We start from the raw sequence: 13,528 nt of genomic DNA, 5'->3' as shown, positions 1-13,528 counted from the left end.
TGCCGCCCGGCCAGCCGGGCCCGGAGCCGAGTCCAGATTGTTGATGCTTTTTTTGCCGCCTCTGGGTAACCTGAACGCCACCCGGGACGTTGCAGGTTTGAATTTGCCGCAAAGACGCCTATGTCTGGTGGGTTCCGGATTGTTTGGAAGGGTTTCGTTCTCGTGACCGTCATTGTCGTCCTGGCCATGATCTTTGCGCTGCTGGCCTTGCGGCTGTTTTCCGTGCTTGGGCGGCGGACTGGCCATGAACAGCAACAGATCCCCGCGCCTGCGGATGATCGGCCGGCAGGCGCCCGCATGCCCGCCGGCGAGCAGCAGGACGGGCGCACGCCCGCCCAGCGCGCTGCCGAAAGCGCCGTCGCCGTACCGGCACAGGCGGGGCTGCGCGCCCTGATCGCCGCCGATCGCAGCTTCGATGTTGCGCAGTTCCTCTCCGGCGCGCGCGCGGCCTATGGCATGATCCTCGAGGCGTTCTGGAAAGGCGATCGCGAGACGCTCAAGAGCTTGTGCGATGCCGACGTCTATGCCGCCTTCGACACCGCGATCACCGAGCGCGAATCGGCCGGCCTGACGCTCGACAACAAGCTGGTGCGCATCGATACGGCCAATATCGTCGACGCGCGCGTGGACGATGGCATGGCCCATGTTGCGGTTCATTTCGAGGCCGATCTGTCTGCCGTGACGCGCGACAGCAACGGCGCGGTCGTCGCCGGCTCGCTGGACGATGCCGTCTCCACGATCGAGACCTGGACCTTCAGCCGCGATCTGCGCAGCCGCGACCCCAACTGGCAATTGACGGAGACGGACGAAGGTTGACGGCCAGGGATGCGGCGCTGCCTCATGCCTGCTTCCGTTCAATCCCGCCCGGCCCGGCCTGGCCGGTGGCTCGCGCTCTTGGCCGCCTGCCTTGCGCTCGCCGCCTGCGGACGGATGATCCCGCCCGGGACGCCGGGCGCCACGCCTGAACCGGGCGTCCGGCCCCAGCCTGCCCAGCCACGCCCCACGCTCCCTCCCGCGCCGACGCCTTTGCCCACCCCGGGCGAGACCGCGGTCGGTCCGGCGGTCGCTGCCGGGATGACCCTGGCGCCGGACATCGAGACGCTGCTGCCGCCCGATACGGAGCGCTTGCGCCTCGCCTTCCGCGCGTTTCGCATTTCCTGCCCCTCGCTCACCAGACGGCGGGACCAGAGCGGCCTGACATCCGCCTCCGACTGGCAGCAGGCCTGCGCGGCCGCCGCCAGCTTCAGCGAGGCCAATGCCCGCGAATTCTTCCGCCGCTATTTCGAAGCCGTGCAGATCGGCGACGGCAAGGCCTTCGCCACCGGCTATTACGAGCCCGAGATCACCGGCTGCCGCCAGCGCATGGCGGGTTGCGAGACGCCGCTCTACCGGCGGCCCCAGGACCTCATCGATGTGGATCTGGGCCTGTTCAGCGACACTCTGAAAGGCCGGCGCATCCGGGGCAAGGTCGATGGCACCAACTTCGTCCCCTATGACGACCGGGCAGCGATCACCAGCGGCGCACTGGCGGGACGCGGCCTCGAAATCGCCTATGCCAACGATCCGATCGAACTGTTCTTCCTGGAGATACAGGGCAGCGGCCGCCTGCGCCTGCCCGACGGCGGCGTGATGCGGGTCGGCTATGACGGGCAGAATGGCCGCGACTATACCGGCATCGGCAAGCTGATGAAGGATCGCGGGCTCATCCAGGCCGGCTCGATGCAGGACATCATGGCCTGGCTGCGCGCCAACCCCGTCGAGGGGCGCGCGATCATGAACGAGAACAAGAGCTACATCTTCTTCCGCGAGCTGACCGGGCCGGGGCCGCTCGGCGCGCTCGGCCTGCCGGTGACGCCGGAAGCGAGCGTTGCGGCTGACCCGACCTTCGTGCCGCTCGGTGCGCCGGTGCTGCTCTCGCTGGACCGGGCGGAAGCCAGCGGCCTGTGGATCGCTCAGGATACCGGCGGCGCGATCAAGGGCGCCAACCGCTTCGACACCTTCTGGGGCGCGGGTGAGCGGGCGCGCGCCGTCGCGGGCGGCATGTCGGCACGGGGCAGCGCGCTGCTGCTGTTGCCCATTGGCACTTACCAGCGCCTGCGCAGCCAGCAAGATGTCACGCCGCCGCCTCTCCCCTGAGGAACAGGCGCTCTGGCAGAAGCTCGCCCGCACGGTGACGCCGCTGCGCCGGAGCCCGGCCCGGGCGAATGATGCCGCAGCCACGCCGCCCGTTCCCGTCGAAGGCCCGGCTGCGAAGGCCGCCGTCTTGCCGCCGGCGACACCAGCAAAGCCGCCCAAGGCGCCGCCGCGCCCCGCGCCGGTTCCCGTGCTCGACACGAGCTGGGAGCGGCGCATCCGATCGGGAAGGCTCGTGCCTGATCACAGCATCGATCTGCACGGGCACAATCTGGCGGCGGCCCATGTCCGCCTCGACCGGGCATTGGGCGATGCGGTGGCACAGGGCTGGCGCGTCCTGCTGGTGGTGACGGGAAAGCCGCGCCCGGCACCGGAACCGGGCGAGACGCGGCGCCGGGGCGCCATCCGGGCGGAAATCGGGGACTGGCTGGCGCGCAGTCCCCATGCGCACCGCATCGCCAGCGTCCGCGCGGCTCATCCCCGCCATGGCGGGGACGGCGCGCTTTACGTCATCCTGCGGCGGCCGGGCTGAGCGCGGCAGCGAGCACGCGCATGTAGATGCGGGTGAGGCCTTCAAGGTCCGGCAGGGCCACCGCTTCGTCCAGCTTGTGCATCGTCGCGTTGAGGAGGCCGAACTCGACGACCGGGCACAGCGCGGAGAGAAAGCGGGCGTCGGACGTGCCGCCGCTGGTGGACAGCTCCGGGACAAGGCCGGTTTCGGCCGTGATGGCGTCGCTCACCAGCGTGGAAAGCGGACCGGGCGGGGTCAGGAACGCCTCGCCGCTGATCTTCGCCTGCAATGTGCCGCCCTCTGCCTCCACCAGCGCCGCGATCCGCGACACCAGTGCCTCGCCGCGATGCAGATCATTGAAGCGGATGGAGAGGCGCGCGGCCGCCCGGGCGGGAATGACATTCGTGGCCGGATTGCCGACATGCAGATCGGTAATCTCGATGTTGCTGGGCTGGAACCAGTCCGTTCCCTCGTCCAGCTCGATCGCCTCGATCGCCGACAGGATGCGGATGAGGCGCGGGATCGGATTGTCGGCCAGATGCGGATAAGCGACATGGCCCTGCACGCCGGGCACGGTGATCCACATGTTGACCGATCCGCGCCGCCCGATCTTGATCGTGTCGCCCAGCCGCCCGACGCTGGTCGGCTCCCCGACGAGACAGAGGTCCGGCACCACGGCCCGCGCGGCCATGTGGCGCATGAGCGCGCGGGTGCCGTGGACCGCCTCGCCTTCCTCGTCGCCGGTGATGAGCAGGCTGATCGTGCCGCCAGCGTTCGGCGTGCGCGCCACGGCGGCGACGAAAGCGGCGATGGCCCCTTTCATGTCCACCGCGCCGCGCCCGTGGAGCAGGTCGCCCCGCCGCTCGGGCAGGAAGGCATCGCTTGTCCAGCCCTCGCCGGGCGGCACCACGTCGAGATGACCGGCGAAAGCGAAATGCGGCCCGTCACCCGATCGGCGTACGGCCAGCAGATTCTCGACCGGCCCGCCTTCCGCCTCGTCGCCATCGACGAAGCGCTCGACCGTGAAGCCCAGCGGCCGCAGCATCGCCTCGAGGCAGTCGAACACCGCGCCGGTGGCGGGTGTGACGGAGGGGCAGGCGATCAGCTTTTCGGCCAGCGCGACGGGATCGGTGAGAGCGGGTGTCATTGCCCCCGCGTTAGCCAAAGCCGGTTCGCATGGGAAGAGAGGGCCGGGAGAAGAGGGGAGCGGGGAATCGTGGCCGCTTGTCCGGCGTCCCCGGCGCTGGCAGGATGCGCAAAACGCTTGAAGGACGCACCATGCCCCGCATCGACATCGACACCGTGCCGCAGGCCAACAGCACCGGCTATCCCGCGCCGTTCGACGCGGCCGTGCAGGGCCGCTGGCACCGGCGGCTCGGCCGCCATGCCGGTCTCACCGCGCTGGGCGTCAGCCATGTCGTCCTGGAGCCCGGCGCATGGTCCTCGCAGCGGCACTGGCACGAAGGAGAAGACGAGTTCCTCGTGATGCTCGATGGCGAAGCCGTGCTGATCGAGGACGAGGGCGAGACAGTGCTGGGGCCCGGCGATTGCGTGGCCTGGGCAGCGGGTGTCGCCAATGGCCATCATCTCGTCAATCGCAGCACGGAACGCTGCACCTTCCTGTGCTTCAGCGCCGGCGATCGCGATGCGGGGGGCGGCTATTCGGACATCGACATGATCTTCACCGCCGATGGCTACAAGCGCCGGGACGGCACGCCCTATCCGACGCGGCCGCTGCCCTGAACCGCCACGAAAGGCGGCTGCGTCTCAGCCCCGCGGAGCGGCGGCGCCTGAATCATCCTCAGCCGGCTCCAGCCGCGCGATGATCCATGTCTCGGCATCGGCCCCGGCGCGCCAGTCGCGCATGAAGGGGTGGTCCAGCACGGCGTCCATATAGGCGCGGGCCGGACCAGGAACGGGGATCGACCAGGTCACGAAGCGCGTGACCACGGGCGCGAACATGATGTCCGCCGCGCCGAAGCCCCCGAACAGGAAATCGCCGCCATGGCCGAACCGTTCGCGCGCATCCTGCCAGAGCGCGACGATCCGCTCGACATCGGCAGCCACATCGGGGCTGGTCTCGCGCGGCGGGAAGACATGACGCAGGTTCATCGGGCAGGCCTGCCGCAGCGCCATGAAGCCAGCATGCATTTCCGCCGAGATGGACCGCGCGAGGGCCCGCGCGGCCTTCTCTTCCGGCCAGAAGCGCGTGCCGCCGGTCAGCGCATCGAGATGCTCGATGATGGCGAGACTTTCCCAGACCGGGCTGTCCCCGTCCCACAGGATCGGCACCTTGCCGCGCGAGGGCGCGAGGTCCGGCAGGGCCTTGCGGGCGGGCCAGTCCGCATCGAAGAGCGGCACGACCACTTCCTCGAAGGGCAGGCCGGATAGTTTCGCCGCCAGCCATCCGCGCAGCGACCAGCTTGAATAGACCTTGTTGCCGATGATGAGCCGGAGCATCGGGCGCTCTCCTCAGTCCAGCGCGCCGATCACGGCCGCGCGCAGTTCCGCCATGCCCATGCCCTTTTCGCTCGACGTGGCGATGATCTGCGGATGCGCGGCCGGGCGCTTGCGCATGGCCGCGGCGGTGCGCTCGATGACGGCGGCAAGATCGCTTGCCTTCACCTTGTCGGCCTTGGTCAGCACGACGCGATAGCTCACCGCCGCCTCGTCCAGCATGTCGAGCAGCGTCTCGTCCACATCCTTGAGGCCATGGCGACTGTCGATGAGCACATGCGTGCGCTTGAGCACTGGGCGGCCGCGCAGATAATCATTCACCAGGAAGCGCCATTGCTTGACGACATCCTTGGGCGCCTTGGCATAGCCATAGCCCGGCATGTCCACGAGCCGGAAGCGCAGCGGACTGCCGACGTCGAAGAAGTTCAGCTCCTGCGTGCGGCCGGGCGTATTGGATGTGCGGGCCAGAGCATTGCGGCCCGTCAGCGCATTGATGAGCGAGGACTTGCCGACATTGGAGCGGCCGGCAAAGGCCACTTCCGGCACGTCCGCGTCCGGCAGGAACTTGAGGCTGGGGGCCGACTTGAGGAACGCGATCGGCCCCGCGAAGATGCGCCGGGCCTCCTCGATGCGATCTGTCTGGTCGGCCTCATCCATCACCAAGTCTCCGTTCATTCAGGATCGCCAGCGCGCCCGGCGCTGGCGCCGGCCGCCGCGCTACTTCGCTTCCGCCGCCGGCTGGCCCAGCACCGGATGCTGGCGATACAGCCACCATTGCTGCGCGATGGTGAGGATGTTGGACGTGCACCAGTAGATGAGCAGGCCCGCGGCGAACGGCGCCATGATGAACATCATCACCCAGGGCATGATCGAGAAGATCTGCTTCTGCATCTCATCCATCGGTGCCGGATTGAGCTTGAACTGCAGCCACATGGTGATGCCCAGGATGACCGCGAGCAGGCCGATGCCGAGGAAGCTGGGCGGCGTGAAGGGAAGCAGGCCGAACAGGTTGAGGATGTGAAGCGGATCAGGCGCGGAAAGATCCTTGATCCACAGATAGAAGGGCTGGTGACGCATCTCCACCGCCAGCATCAGCACCTTGTAGAGCGCGAAGAAGATCGGGATCTGCAGGAAGATGGGCAGGCAGCCGGCAAGCGGATTGACCTTCTCGGAGCGATACAGCTCCATGATCTCCTGCTGCTGCTTGACCTTGTCGTCCTTGTAGCGCTCCTGGATCGCCTTCATCTTGGGCTGGATCGCGCGCATGGCCGCCATGGAGGCGAACTGGCGCTGCGCGATGGGGAACATGAGGCCGCGCACGATGAAGGTGAGGCAGATGATCGCCACGCCGAAATTGCCGATCATCCGGAACAGCCAGTCCAGCAGGTAGAAGATCGGCTTCTCGAACCAGCGGAACCAGCCCCAGTCGATCGCGCGGTCGAAAAGCTGCACGCCTTCCTGATCGGCATAGCGTTCGAGGACCGGGGTTTCCTTGGCGCCCACAAAGAGCCGGCTGGTGGTGGTGACGGTCTTGCCGGGCGCCAGCGCGACGGGGCCATAGGTCATGTCGGCCTGATAGCGCTGGTCCGCGCCCGAACGGAACTGCGCCTCGACCGGGAGAGTCTGCGCCGGAATGAGCGCGGCATGCCAGTAGAGATCCGTGAAGCCCAGCCAGCCCCCCCGGGTGGCGAAGCGCTGGTCGCCTTCCTTGTCGAGCGTCGCGAAGTCGACATCGTAATTGGCGGAGCCATTGAACACGCCGACCGGGCCAGTGTGGATCGTCCAGGTCGAGGGATCGCGCGAATGGCCTAGGCGGGAGAGCAGACCATAAGGCCGCGCCACGACCGCGCCGGTGCCGGCATTCTCGACCGTCTGGGCAGCGGTGATCATATAGTCATTGTCGACCGAGAGGCGGATGAGGAAGCGCTGGCCGCTGCCATTGTCCCAGCGCAGCGTGACCGGGGACTGCGGCGTCAGCGTCTGCCGGTCCGGCGTCCAGACAGTGTCCGCGCCGGGCAGCTTCATGCCCTCGCCGCTCCAGCTGAAGCTCGCGAAATAGGCGTCCTTCGTGCCGCTGGGGCTGAACAGGCGAACCGGCGGCGAATCCTTCTCGATGGTCTGCTTGTGCGTGGGCAGGACGATATCGTCGATGCGCGCGCCGCGCAGATTGATGGAACCGCGCAGCTTGGGCGTCTCGATCGCGACGCGCGGTGCGTCACGCAGCGCCTGCGGCAGCGAGCGCATGGCCTGCGCGGCACCCGGCGCGCCGGGCGCACCCGGAACCGGAGCGGCGTCCGAGGCGGGATCGGCCGGCGCGCTTGCCGCAGGGCGCGGCGCGGGCTGATTGAGCTGGGGGAAGAAATAGCCGGAAATCACGGGCCAGCCGAACAGGATGGCGATCGTCAGCACCACGGCGAGGATGATGTTGCGCTTATCGTTCACGAGTCTCTCTTGCGTCCTGTTCCGTTCCGGCCAGTCATGAGCAGCTAAGGCACTGGATCATGGCCGCATCCGCCCCATGGGTGGCAGCGCAATAGCCGCTTCGCCGCCAGCCAGCCACCCCTTATCGCGCCATGTTTCGCGAGGGCCTCGATGGCATATTGCGAGCAGCTCGGCGAATAGCGGCAGGTGGGCGGCATGAAGCGGCTAGGCCCGATTTGCCAGGCCCGCGCCACGAGGATGAGCGCCCGTGCGATCATCGCTGCGGGTCGGGCTGGCTGACCTCGGGCGAGGGCTTGCCACGCCGGCCGCCGATCTTGCGCAAGGCGCGCGAAAGCTCGCCACGCAGGGCCTGATAATCCCGCTCGATGCCACCCTGGCGACCGATCAACACATGATCGGCCCCCTCGAATCCCTCGGTCGGCAGCAGCTCGGCCGCCAGCATCCGGAACCGCCGCTTCATGCGATTGCGCACGACGGCGCCGCCGATCTTCTTGGTCACGGTGATGCCGAGACGCGGCATCGAATCGCCGTCATGGCGATCACGGACCAGCAGGACGAAGCCGGGCATGGGCGCGCGCAGGCCGCGATTGGCAGCCAGAAAATCAGCGCGGCGGGTCATGCGCCCAAGGACGCGCCGAGGCGCGTCCCCGCCGCGCGAAGAAATCAGGCGGTCAGCTTCTTGCGGCCGCGGGCGCGGCGCGCGTTCAGCAGTTTGCGGCCCGCCGCCGTCGCCATGCGGAGACGGAAGCCGTGGCGGCGCTTCCGAACCAGATTGCTCGGCTGAAAGGTGCGCTTCATCGTTCATTCCTCAACATCGAATCGGTTCTGCAGAATCGACAAAAATGGCCGCCTCGCTCCGGTTAGGGATGAGCGGCCGCCTGTCCGAAGGCGCGCCGATAGGCAAAGCAGGCGGATTTGTCAATCTCGCGGCACGGACATCATGAGGCCCCGGCAACGAGATCGGCCACCGACGTCCCCGCCGCATCAGCCGTCGCATGCGCAGCCCCCGACCTTCTTGCAGACCCTGTCCTTCGCGATGCAGCTGTCGCCGCACGCCTTGCCGGCGCGGCAGATCTTGCAGCATCTTTCCTGTGCACAGGCGGGCTCCAACGTCGCCGATCCGACGGTCGCGAGGAGGCCGCACAGCAGCAGTGTGCGAAGCATCCCTCTCATGCCCTCATTCTATGCCATTTGCCCGGCGCGGGGAAGCGGAGAGGCTCTGCCGGGTCATGCACGGAATGGGTGGAAACGAAGCGGGAACATCGCTAGACCCGCGCCATGATCGCGCATCTCAAGGGCCTGCTCGTCTCCACCGGGGCGGATAATGCCGTCGTCGACGTCGGCGGCGTGGGCTATCTGGTCGGCATGTCCACGCGCAGCCTCGCCGCCCTCGGCCGGGCGGGCGAGCATGTCATGATCCATACCGAGATGCTGGTCGGCGAAGAGTTCATCCGGCTGGTGGGCTTTGCCAGCGAAGCGGAGCGGGACTGGTTCCGGCTGCTCACCAGCGTGCAGGGTGTCGGCGCGCGAGTCGCGCTGGCCATCCTCTCGGTGCTCGACCCCAATGAGCTGCATCGCGCCGTCGCCGCGCAGGACAAGGCGATGGTGGCACGCGCCAATGGCGTGGGCCCCAAGCTTGCCGAGCGCATCGTGCGCGAACTCAAGGACCGGACGGGCACGATCGCGAGCGGTCCGCTGCCCATCGGCGGGGGGCAGGGCGGGATCGCGCCGGCGGCCGGGAGCGGCGTGGAAGCCGACGCCATGGCCGCGCTCGCATCCCTCGGCTTCCGGCCGGGCGAGGCAAGCCTTGCGGTGAGCGCGGCACTGGCGGAGCTGGGGGAAGACGTCAGCCTCGACAGGCTAGTGCGACTCGCGCTGCGCAAGGCCGCGAAATGAGGACGAGGCGCCGTTTCCGCGCACGCGCTGTTCCATATCGAGGGAGACGAATTGTCATGCGGTTACCGGTTCTTCTGTTCGCCGGCGTGGCGCTGCTGCCCGCCGCTATGCCTGCCGCCGCCCAGGGACCAGCCTTCCGCCCCGGCCCGGTCTTCACCGACTTCGGCCAGACCGCGCCGGTGGACAGCGACCTCGTGATCCCGCCGGATGCGCAACTCAGGATCGCCTTCGACGCGAAGGACGCCGCGCCGGCGGGAGAGGTGAACAAGACAATCAACAGCGCCGCGCGCTTCATCAACATGCATGTCGCGGCCGGCGTGGCGCCTGACCGCATCAAGGTCGCCGTGGTCGTCCACGGACCGGCGAGCTGGGACGTGGTGCGGGACGCGGCCTATCGCGCGCACAAGGAGGGGGGCGCCAATGGATCGGCAAGCGCTGTGGCGCAGCTTCTGGAGAAGGGCGTGGACATCTATCTCTGCGGCCAGAGCGCCGCGAGCCTCGGCATCGCCAAGGACGACCTGCTGCCGGGTGTGAAGCTCGCGCTTTCCGCCATGTCGGCGCATGTCCTGCTCCAGCAGCAGGGCTATGCGATCAACCCGTTCTGAACGGCCAGGATGATGATGCGGGGCTCGACAGGCAGCGGAGCGGAGCGCAAGGGCAGGGCATGACTGCATCCGATCGCCTCACGACGGGCACGCGCATCGCCGAGGATGCCGATGCCGCGCTGCGCCCCAAGACACTCGACGAGTTCGTCGGCCAGAAGGGCGCCCGCGAGAATCTGCGCGTGTTCATTGCCGCCGCGAAAGCGCGGGGCGAGGCGCTGGACCATGTGCTGTTCTTCGGCCCCCCGGGGCTCGGCAAGACCACGCTCGCCCAGATCGTCGCGCGCGAGCTGGGCGTGGGCTTTCGCGCCACATCCGGGCCGGTCATCGCCAAGGCGGGCGATCTCGCGGCGCTGCTCACCAATCTGGACGAGGGCGACGTCCTCTTCGTCGACGAGATCCACCGGCTCAGTCCGGCCGTGGAGGAAATCCTCTATCCGGCGATGGAAGACCGCGCGCTGGACATCATGATCGGCGAAGGGCCCTCCGCGCGCTCGGTGCGGATCGACCTGCCCCGCTTCACGCTGGTCGGCGCGACGACGCGGCAAGGGCTGCTCACCACGCCGCTGCGCGATCGCTTCGGCATTCCGGTACGCCTAAGCTTCTACACGGTCGAGGAGCTGGAGCTGGTCATCAGCCGGGCGGCGCGGCTGCTGGCCCTGCCCATCGCGCCGGACGGCGCCACCGAGATCGCCCGCCGCTCGCGCGGCACGCCGCGCATCGCCGGCCGGCTGCTGCGGCGCGTGCGGGACTTTGCGCATGACGCCGGCCACGAGACGGTGGACGCCCGTGCGGCGGACCATGCGCTTTCCCGGCTCGACGTGGACCGGCTCGGCCTCGACCTCATGGACCGGCGCTATCTGCACATGATCGCGGACATCTACAAAGGCGGGCCGGTGGGGGTGGAAACGCTGGCGGCGGGCCTGTCCGAGCCGCGCGACACGATCGAGGACGTGATCGAGCCCTATCTGCTCCAGCTCGGCTTCATCGCCCGCACCGCGCGCGGCCGCATCCTCAATGCGCCCGGCTGGAAACATCTGGGACTGACACCGCCGGAAGGCGGTCAGGACGCGCTGCCCGGCCTGCTCTGAGCGGACGGTACAGCCGCACGTCAAATTCACGCCCGATCCGCGATTTTCCGCCGTTCGGAAACGGGCAGGCAGGTGCGTTTCCGGACACATCAGGACATATAAAACAGGCCTCGCGAAAAGGGCCCAGGGCTCTTATTTCCGTTTCGCTTTGAAACGGAAGTCCACGCTCACGCCGTCCTTGATTTCGCCGGTATCCGCCCACTGGCCGGAGCCGACGCCAAAGGCGGTGCGGCTGAGGCTGGCGGTGCCGGCGGCGGTGGCATCCTTGCCATCAATGTCCAGCGTGAAGTCCAGATTGACCGGCCGCTCCCGCCCATGCAGCGACAGCACGCCCGCCGCGCGATAGGCCTTGCCCCCGCGAGAGCTGATGCCGGTCGAGCGGAACGTCGCGCGCGGATGGGCCGCAACGTCGAAAAACCCGTCGCTGCGGAGCGTATCGTCCCGCTGGGCATCCGCCGTATCCACCGAGGCGAGATCGATCGTCACGCGGATGCGCGACCCGGGAAGGTCCTCGGGCGAGAAGACGATATCGGCATCCCAGCGCGAGAAGCTGCCGTCGATGGCCGAACCTGCATAATCCGCCCGGAAACCGAGACGGCCGCCCGGCTGGACCTGCCATGGCACGGCGGGACGCGCCTGCTCCGCCGCGGGCGTGGCCTCGGGCGCCGGCTCGGCGGCCGCCGGCGCATCCTGCGCGCGCGCCGCGTTCGATCCCGTCGCCATGGCCTGCGCCGCGTTGGCGAGCGCCGCCGGTGCCTCGCCCGGCTGGTCGGCAGCCTCCGCGCCGTTCGCCTGCGCGGAAGGGGCCCCGGCGGCTGCGCTCTCTCCCGGCGCAGGCGCGAAGGAGAGGCGCTGCGCCGCGACGAAGGCCAGCCCCGCCCCGATCAGCACGGCGAGGGTCGCCACGCTGAGCGCCGGACGCGTGGAGAGCGCGCGCGGCATCATCCGCGCGATCAGGTCATCCCCCATGAAATGGTGGCGCAGCGCCCCGGCGACATGGAGCAGGAACAGCCCCACGAACAGCCAGGCGATCAACCCATGCGCTGTCTCGGCCGGCTCATTCCAGCCGCTGCCGAGCGGCAGGTGCGGCCATGGCAGGATGCCGAGGAACAATGTCGGCACCTTGACCGGCGCCGTCGAGACGATGATCCAGCCCGTGATTGGCCCGGCGATCATCACCCCATACAAGAGCACATGGACGGTATGGGCAAGGAATGCGACGGCCGGGCTGGCCGGCACCGGCGCCGGACGCCGCACCGCCAGCCGGATGCCGAGGCGGGCCAGCGTCAGCAGCAGGATCGCGATGCCGACGCTTTTGTGAAGCTGATAGGCGGCGAACTGCGGCAGGCCCGCCAAATCCTCCAGCCGCCAGCCGAGCGAGAGCTGGAACAGCAGCAGCGCGGCCAGCAGCCAGTGCAGCGCAATGGCGGAACGCGCATAGCGGGCGGGGGACATGGAAACATGCATGGCCGAACTCTCCCATATGCCACGGCCGGTGCCGCCGACACCCCGGAGGTGCCAGCCACGCGGCGGATTGGCAAGCCGGATCGGCGGGCAAGAGGCAGGGGCCACACGCCCAGCGTTCGTTTGACTGGACCGACAAATCCGCGCCGAGCCCGACGGAGAATTGTACGGGAAAAGGCAGTAAAGCCTCATAGATGCGAATGACGAAACCGCTCGAACTATTTCGCTGGATCAAGCCGTCTCTATATTGTCTTATGCTCCGGAGCCATTGGGGGAAGGCGTCGGTCCCGGCCGACGGGACGTAGCGTGAGCCTGCTAGCTGAACACAACATACCATTTGCTGCGGCCCTGCTGCTCATGGCGCTGCTTGCCCTCCTGCAAGCCCTGGGACTGAGCGGCATCGAACTTGACCCGGAGGCCAGCGCGGATGCCGACACCAGTGGGCCGCTCGACGGATTGCTGAGTGTCGCCGGCGTTCGGCACGTTCCCTTCATGATCTGGCTGGCCAGCCTGCTTCTCCTGTTCGCCGGCTCTGGTATCGGAATTCAGTCCATCGCGATCGACCTGCTGGGCGGTCCGCTTAATCGCTGGATAGCGGCAGCAGCGGCGTGCGTGGTGTCTCTCCCAGCGACGGCCATGTTGTCGCGTCCGCTGTCACGCATATTACCCCGCGATGAAACGACAGCCGTCGAGCTGGAAAGTCTCGTCGGCCGTCGGGCGACGATCACGCTCGGCAGAGCGTCAGCCGGCTCGCCCGCCCGCGCCATCGTCAAGGACCGCTTCGGCCACCCGCATCATGTCATGGTGGAACCGCACGATGCGGCCGGCGAGATTCGCGACGGTGAGATGGTGCTGCTTGTCCGGCGGGAAAGGGAAACATTTTATGGTGTGCCACTGCAGGACTGGCAGCTAACACCAATGGATTAGAATCA

General features: G+C 68.1%; 16 protein-coding genes. 8 read left to right on the top strand and 8 right to left on the bottom strand.

Annotated features, from left to right (window positions below; all coding sequences use genetic code 11):
- Positions 1-162 precede the first annotated feature (162 nt).
- Genes SLG_RS00195 through SLG_RS00185 form a run of 3 tightly spaced genes read left to right on the top strand, consistent with a single transcriptional unit; the run spans position 163 to position 2,665 of the window.
- On the top strand, positions 163-816 hold the full coding sequence (locus tag SLG_RS00195) for a Tim44/TimA family putative adaptor protein (protein WP_041391654.1): 654 nt from the start codon (positions 163-165) through the stop codon (positions 814-816).
- Positions 817-840: 24 nt separating this feature from the next.
- On the top strand, positions 841-2,136 hold the full coding sequence (gene mltA / locus SLG_RS00190; protein ID WP_051003820.1) for a murein transglycosylase A: 1,296 nt from the start codon (positions 841-843) through the stop codon (positions 2,134-2,136).
- Entirely contained in the window at positions 2,111-2,665 is a 555-nt protein-coding gene (locus SLG_RS00185) for a Smr/MutS family protein (protein ID WP_014074366.1), read from the top strand. Before mltA ends, SLG_RS00185 begins: the two co-directional genes overlap by 26 nt.
- On the opposite strand, the gene dapE is transcribed toward SLG_RS00185, so the two are convergent.
- Positions 2,643-3,791, bottom strand: a complete 1,149-nt coding sequence (dapE, locus tag SLG_RS00180) for a succinyl-diaminopimelate desuccinylase (RefSeq protein WP_014074365.1) — start codon at positions 3,789-3,791, stop codon at positions 2,643-2,645. The two genes, SLG_RS00185 and dapE, sit on opposite strands and share 23 nt — an antisense overlap.
- 131 nt (positions 3,792-3,922) lie before the next feature.
- On the opposite strand from dapE, the gene SLG_RS00175 reads away from it, so the two are divergent.
- Positions 3,923-4,387, top strand: coding sequence for a cupin domain-containing protein (locus SLG_RS00175; protein WP_014074364.1), 465 nt, complete (start codon positions 3,923-3,925; stop codon positions 4,385-4,387).
- A 24-nt stretch (positions 4,388-4,411) separates the two neighbouring features.
- Here SLG_RS00175 and SLG_RS00170 read toward each other — a convergent pair whose 3' ends face one another.
- From SLG_RS00170 to rpmH, 6 genes are read right to left on the bottom strand one after another with little or no spacing between them, the layout of a single operon-like run.
- Entirely contained in the window at positions 4,412-5,104 is a 693-nt protein-coding gene (locus SLG_RS00170) for a glutathione S-transferase family protein (RefSeq protein WP_014074363.1), read from the bottom strand.
- 12 nt (positions 5,105-5,116) lie between these two features.
- Positions 5,117-5,758: a ribosome biogenesis GTP-binding protein YihA/YsxC gene (yihA, locus tag SLG_RS00165; RefSeq protein ID WP_014074362.1), complete on the bottom strand. Its 642-nt coding sequence runs from the start codon at positions 5,756-5,758 to the stop codon at positions 5,117-5,119.
- Positions 5,759-5,818: 60 nt separating this feature from the next.
- A complete protein-coding gene (gene yidC / locus SLG_RS00160) occupies positions 5,819-7,543 on the bottom strand; it encodes a membrane protein insertase YidC (protein ID WP_014074361.1) in 1,725 nt (574 codons plus the stop codon).
- A gap of 44 nt (positions 7,544-7,587) precedes the next feature.
- Positions 7,588-7,800, bottom strand: coding sequence for a membrane protein insertion efficiency factor YidD (yidD, locus tag SLG_RS20720; RefSeq protein WP_014074360.1), 213 nt, complete (start codon positions 7,798-7,800; stop codon positions 7,588-7,590).
- The gene (gene rnpA / locus SLG_RS00155; protein ID WP_014074359.1) at positions 7,797-8,162 is read right to left on the bottom strand and encodes a ribonuclease P protein component; all 366 of its coding nucleotides are present in this window, start codon (positions 8,160-8,162) and stop codon (positions 7,797-7,799) included. The genes yidD and rnpA overlap by 4 nt, the downstream gene beginning before the upstream one ends.
- 44 nt (positions 8,163-8,206) lie before the next feature.
- The gene (gene rpmH, locus SLG_RS00150) at positions 8,207-8,341 is read right to left on the bottom strand and encodes a 50S ribosomal protein L34 (protein WP_014074358.1); all 135 of its coding nucleotides are present in this window, start codon (positions 8,339-8,341) and stop codon (positions 8,207-8,209) included.
- Positions 8,342-8,821: 480 nt separating this feature from the next.
- Here rpmH and ruvA point away from each other — a divergent pair, with 480 nt between their 5' ends.
- Genes ruvA through ruvB form a run of 3 tightly spaced genes read left to right on the top strand, consistent with a single transcriptional unit; the run spans position 8,822 to position 11,132 of the window.
- Positions 8,822-9,439 carry a Holliday junction branch migration protein RuvA gene (gene ruvA, locus SLG_RS00140; protein WP_014074356.1) on the top strand — a complete coding sequence of 206 codons (618 nt, stop codon included), beginning with the start codon at positions 8,822-8,824 and terminating at the stop codon, positions 9,437-9,439.
- 56 nt (positions 9,440-9,495) lie between these two features.
- The gene (locus SLG_RS00135) at positions 9,496-10,044 is read left to right on the top strand and encodes a DsrE family protein (protein ID WP_014074355.1); all 549 of its coding nucleotides are present in this window, start codon (positions 9,496-9,498) and stop codon (positions 10,042-10,044) included.
- Positions 10,045-10,103: 59 nt separating this feature from the next.
- On the top strand, positions 10,104-11,132 hold the full coding sequence (gene ruvB, locus SLG_RS00130) for a Holliday junction branch migration DNA helicase RuvB (protein ID WP_014074354.1): 1,029 nt from the start codon (positions 10,104-10,106) through the stop codon (positions 11,130-11,132).
- Between the two features lie 132 nt (positions 11,133-11,264).
- Here ruvB and SLG_RS00125 read toward each other — a convergent pair whose 3' ends face one another.
- Positions 11,265-12,599, bottom strand: a complete 1,335-nt coding sequence (locus SLG_RS00125; protein ID WP_014074353.1) for a YceI family protein — start codon at positions 12,597-12,599, stop codon at positions 11,265-11,267.
- Between the two features lie 303 nt (positions 12,600-12,902).
- On the opposite strand from SLG_RS00125, the gene SLG_RS00120 reads away from it, so the two are divergent.
- Positions 12,903-13,523 carry an OB-fold-containig protein gene (locus tag SLG_RS00120; RefSeq protein WP_014074351.1) on the top strand — a complete coding sequence of 207 codons (621 nt, stop codon included), beginning with the start codon at positions 12,903-12,905 and terminating at the stop codon, positions 13,521-13,523.
- The last annotated feature ends 5 nt before the right edge of the window (positions 13,524-13,528 follow it).

The organism is Sphingobium sp. SYK-6 (assembly GCF_000283515.1).
Classification (GTDB): domain Bacteria; phylum Pseudomonadota; class Alphaproteobacteria; order Sphingomonadales; family Sphingomonadaceae; genus Sphingobium; species Sphingobium lignivorans.
The sequence above is the reverse complement of the archived record's forward strand: the minus strand, read 5'-3'. Positions and strand labels throughout refer to the sequence as shown.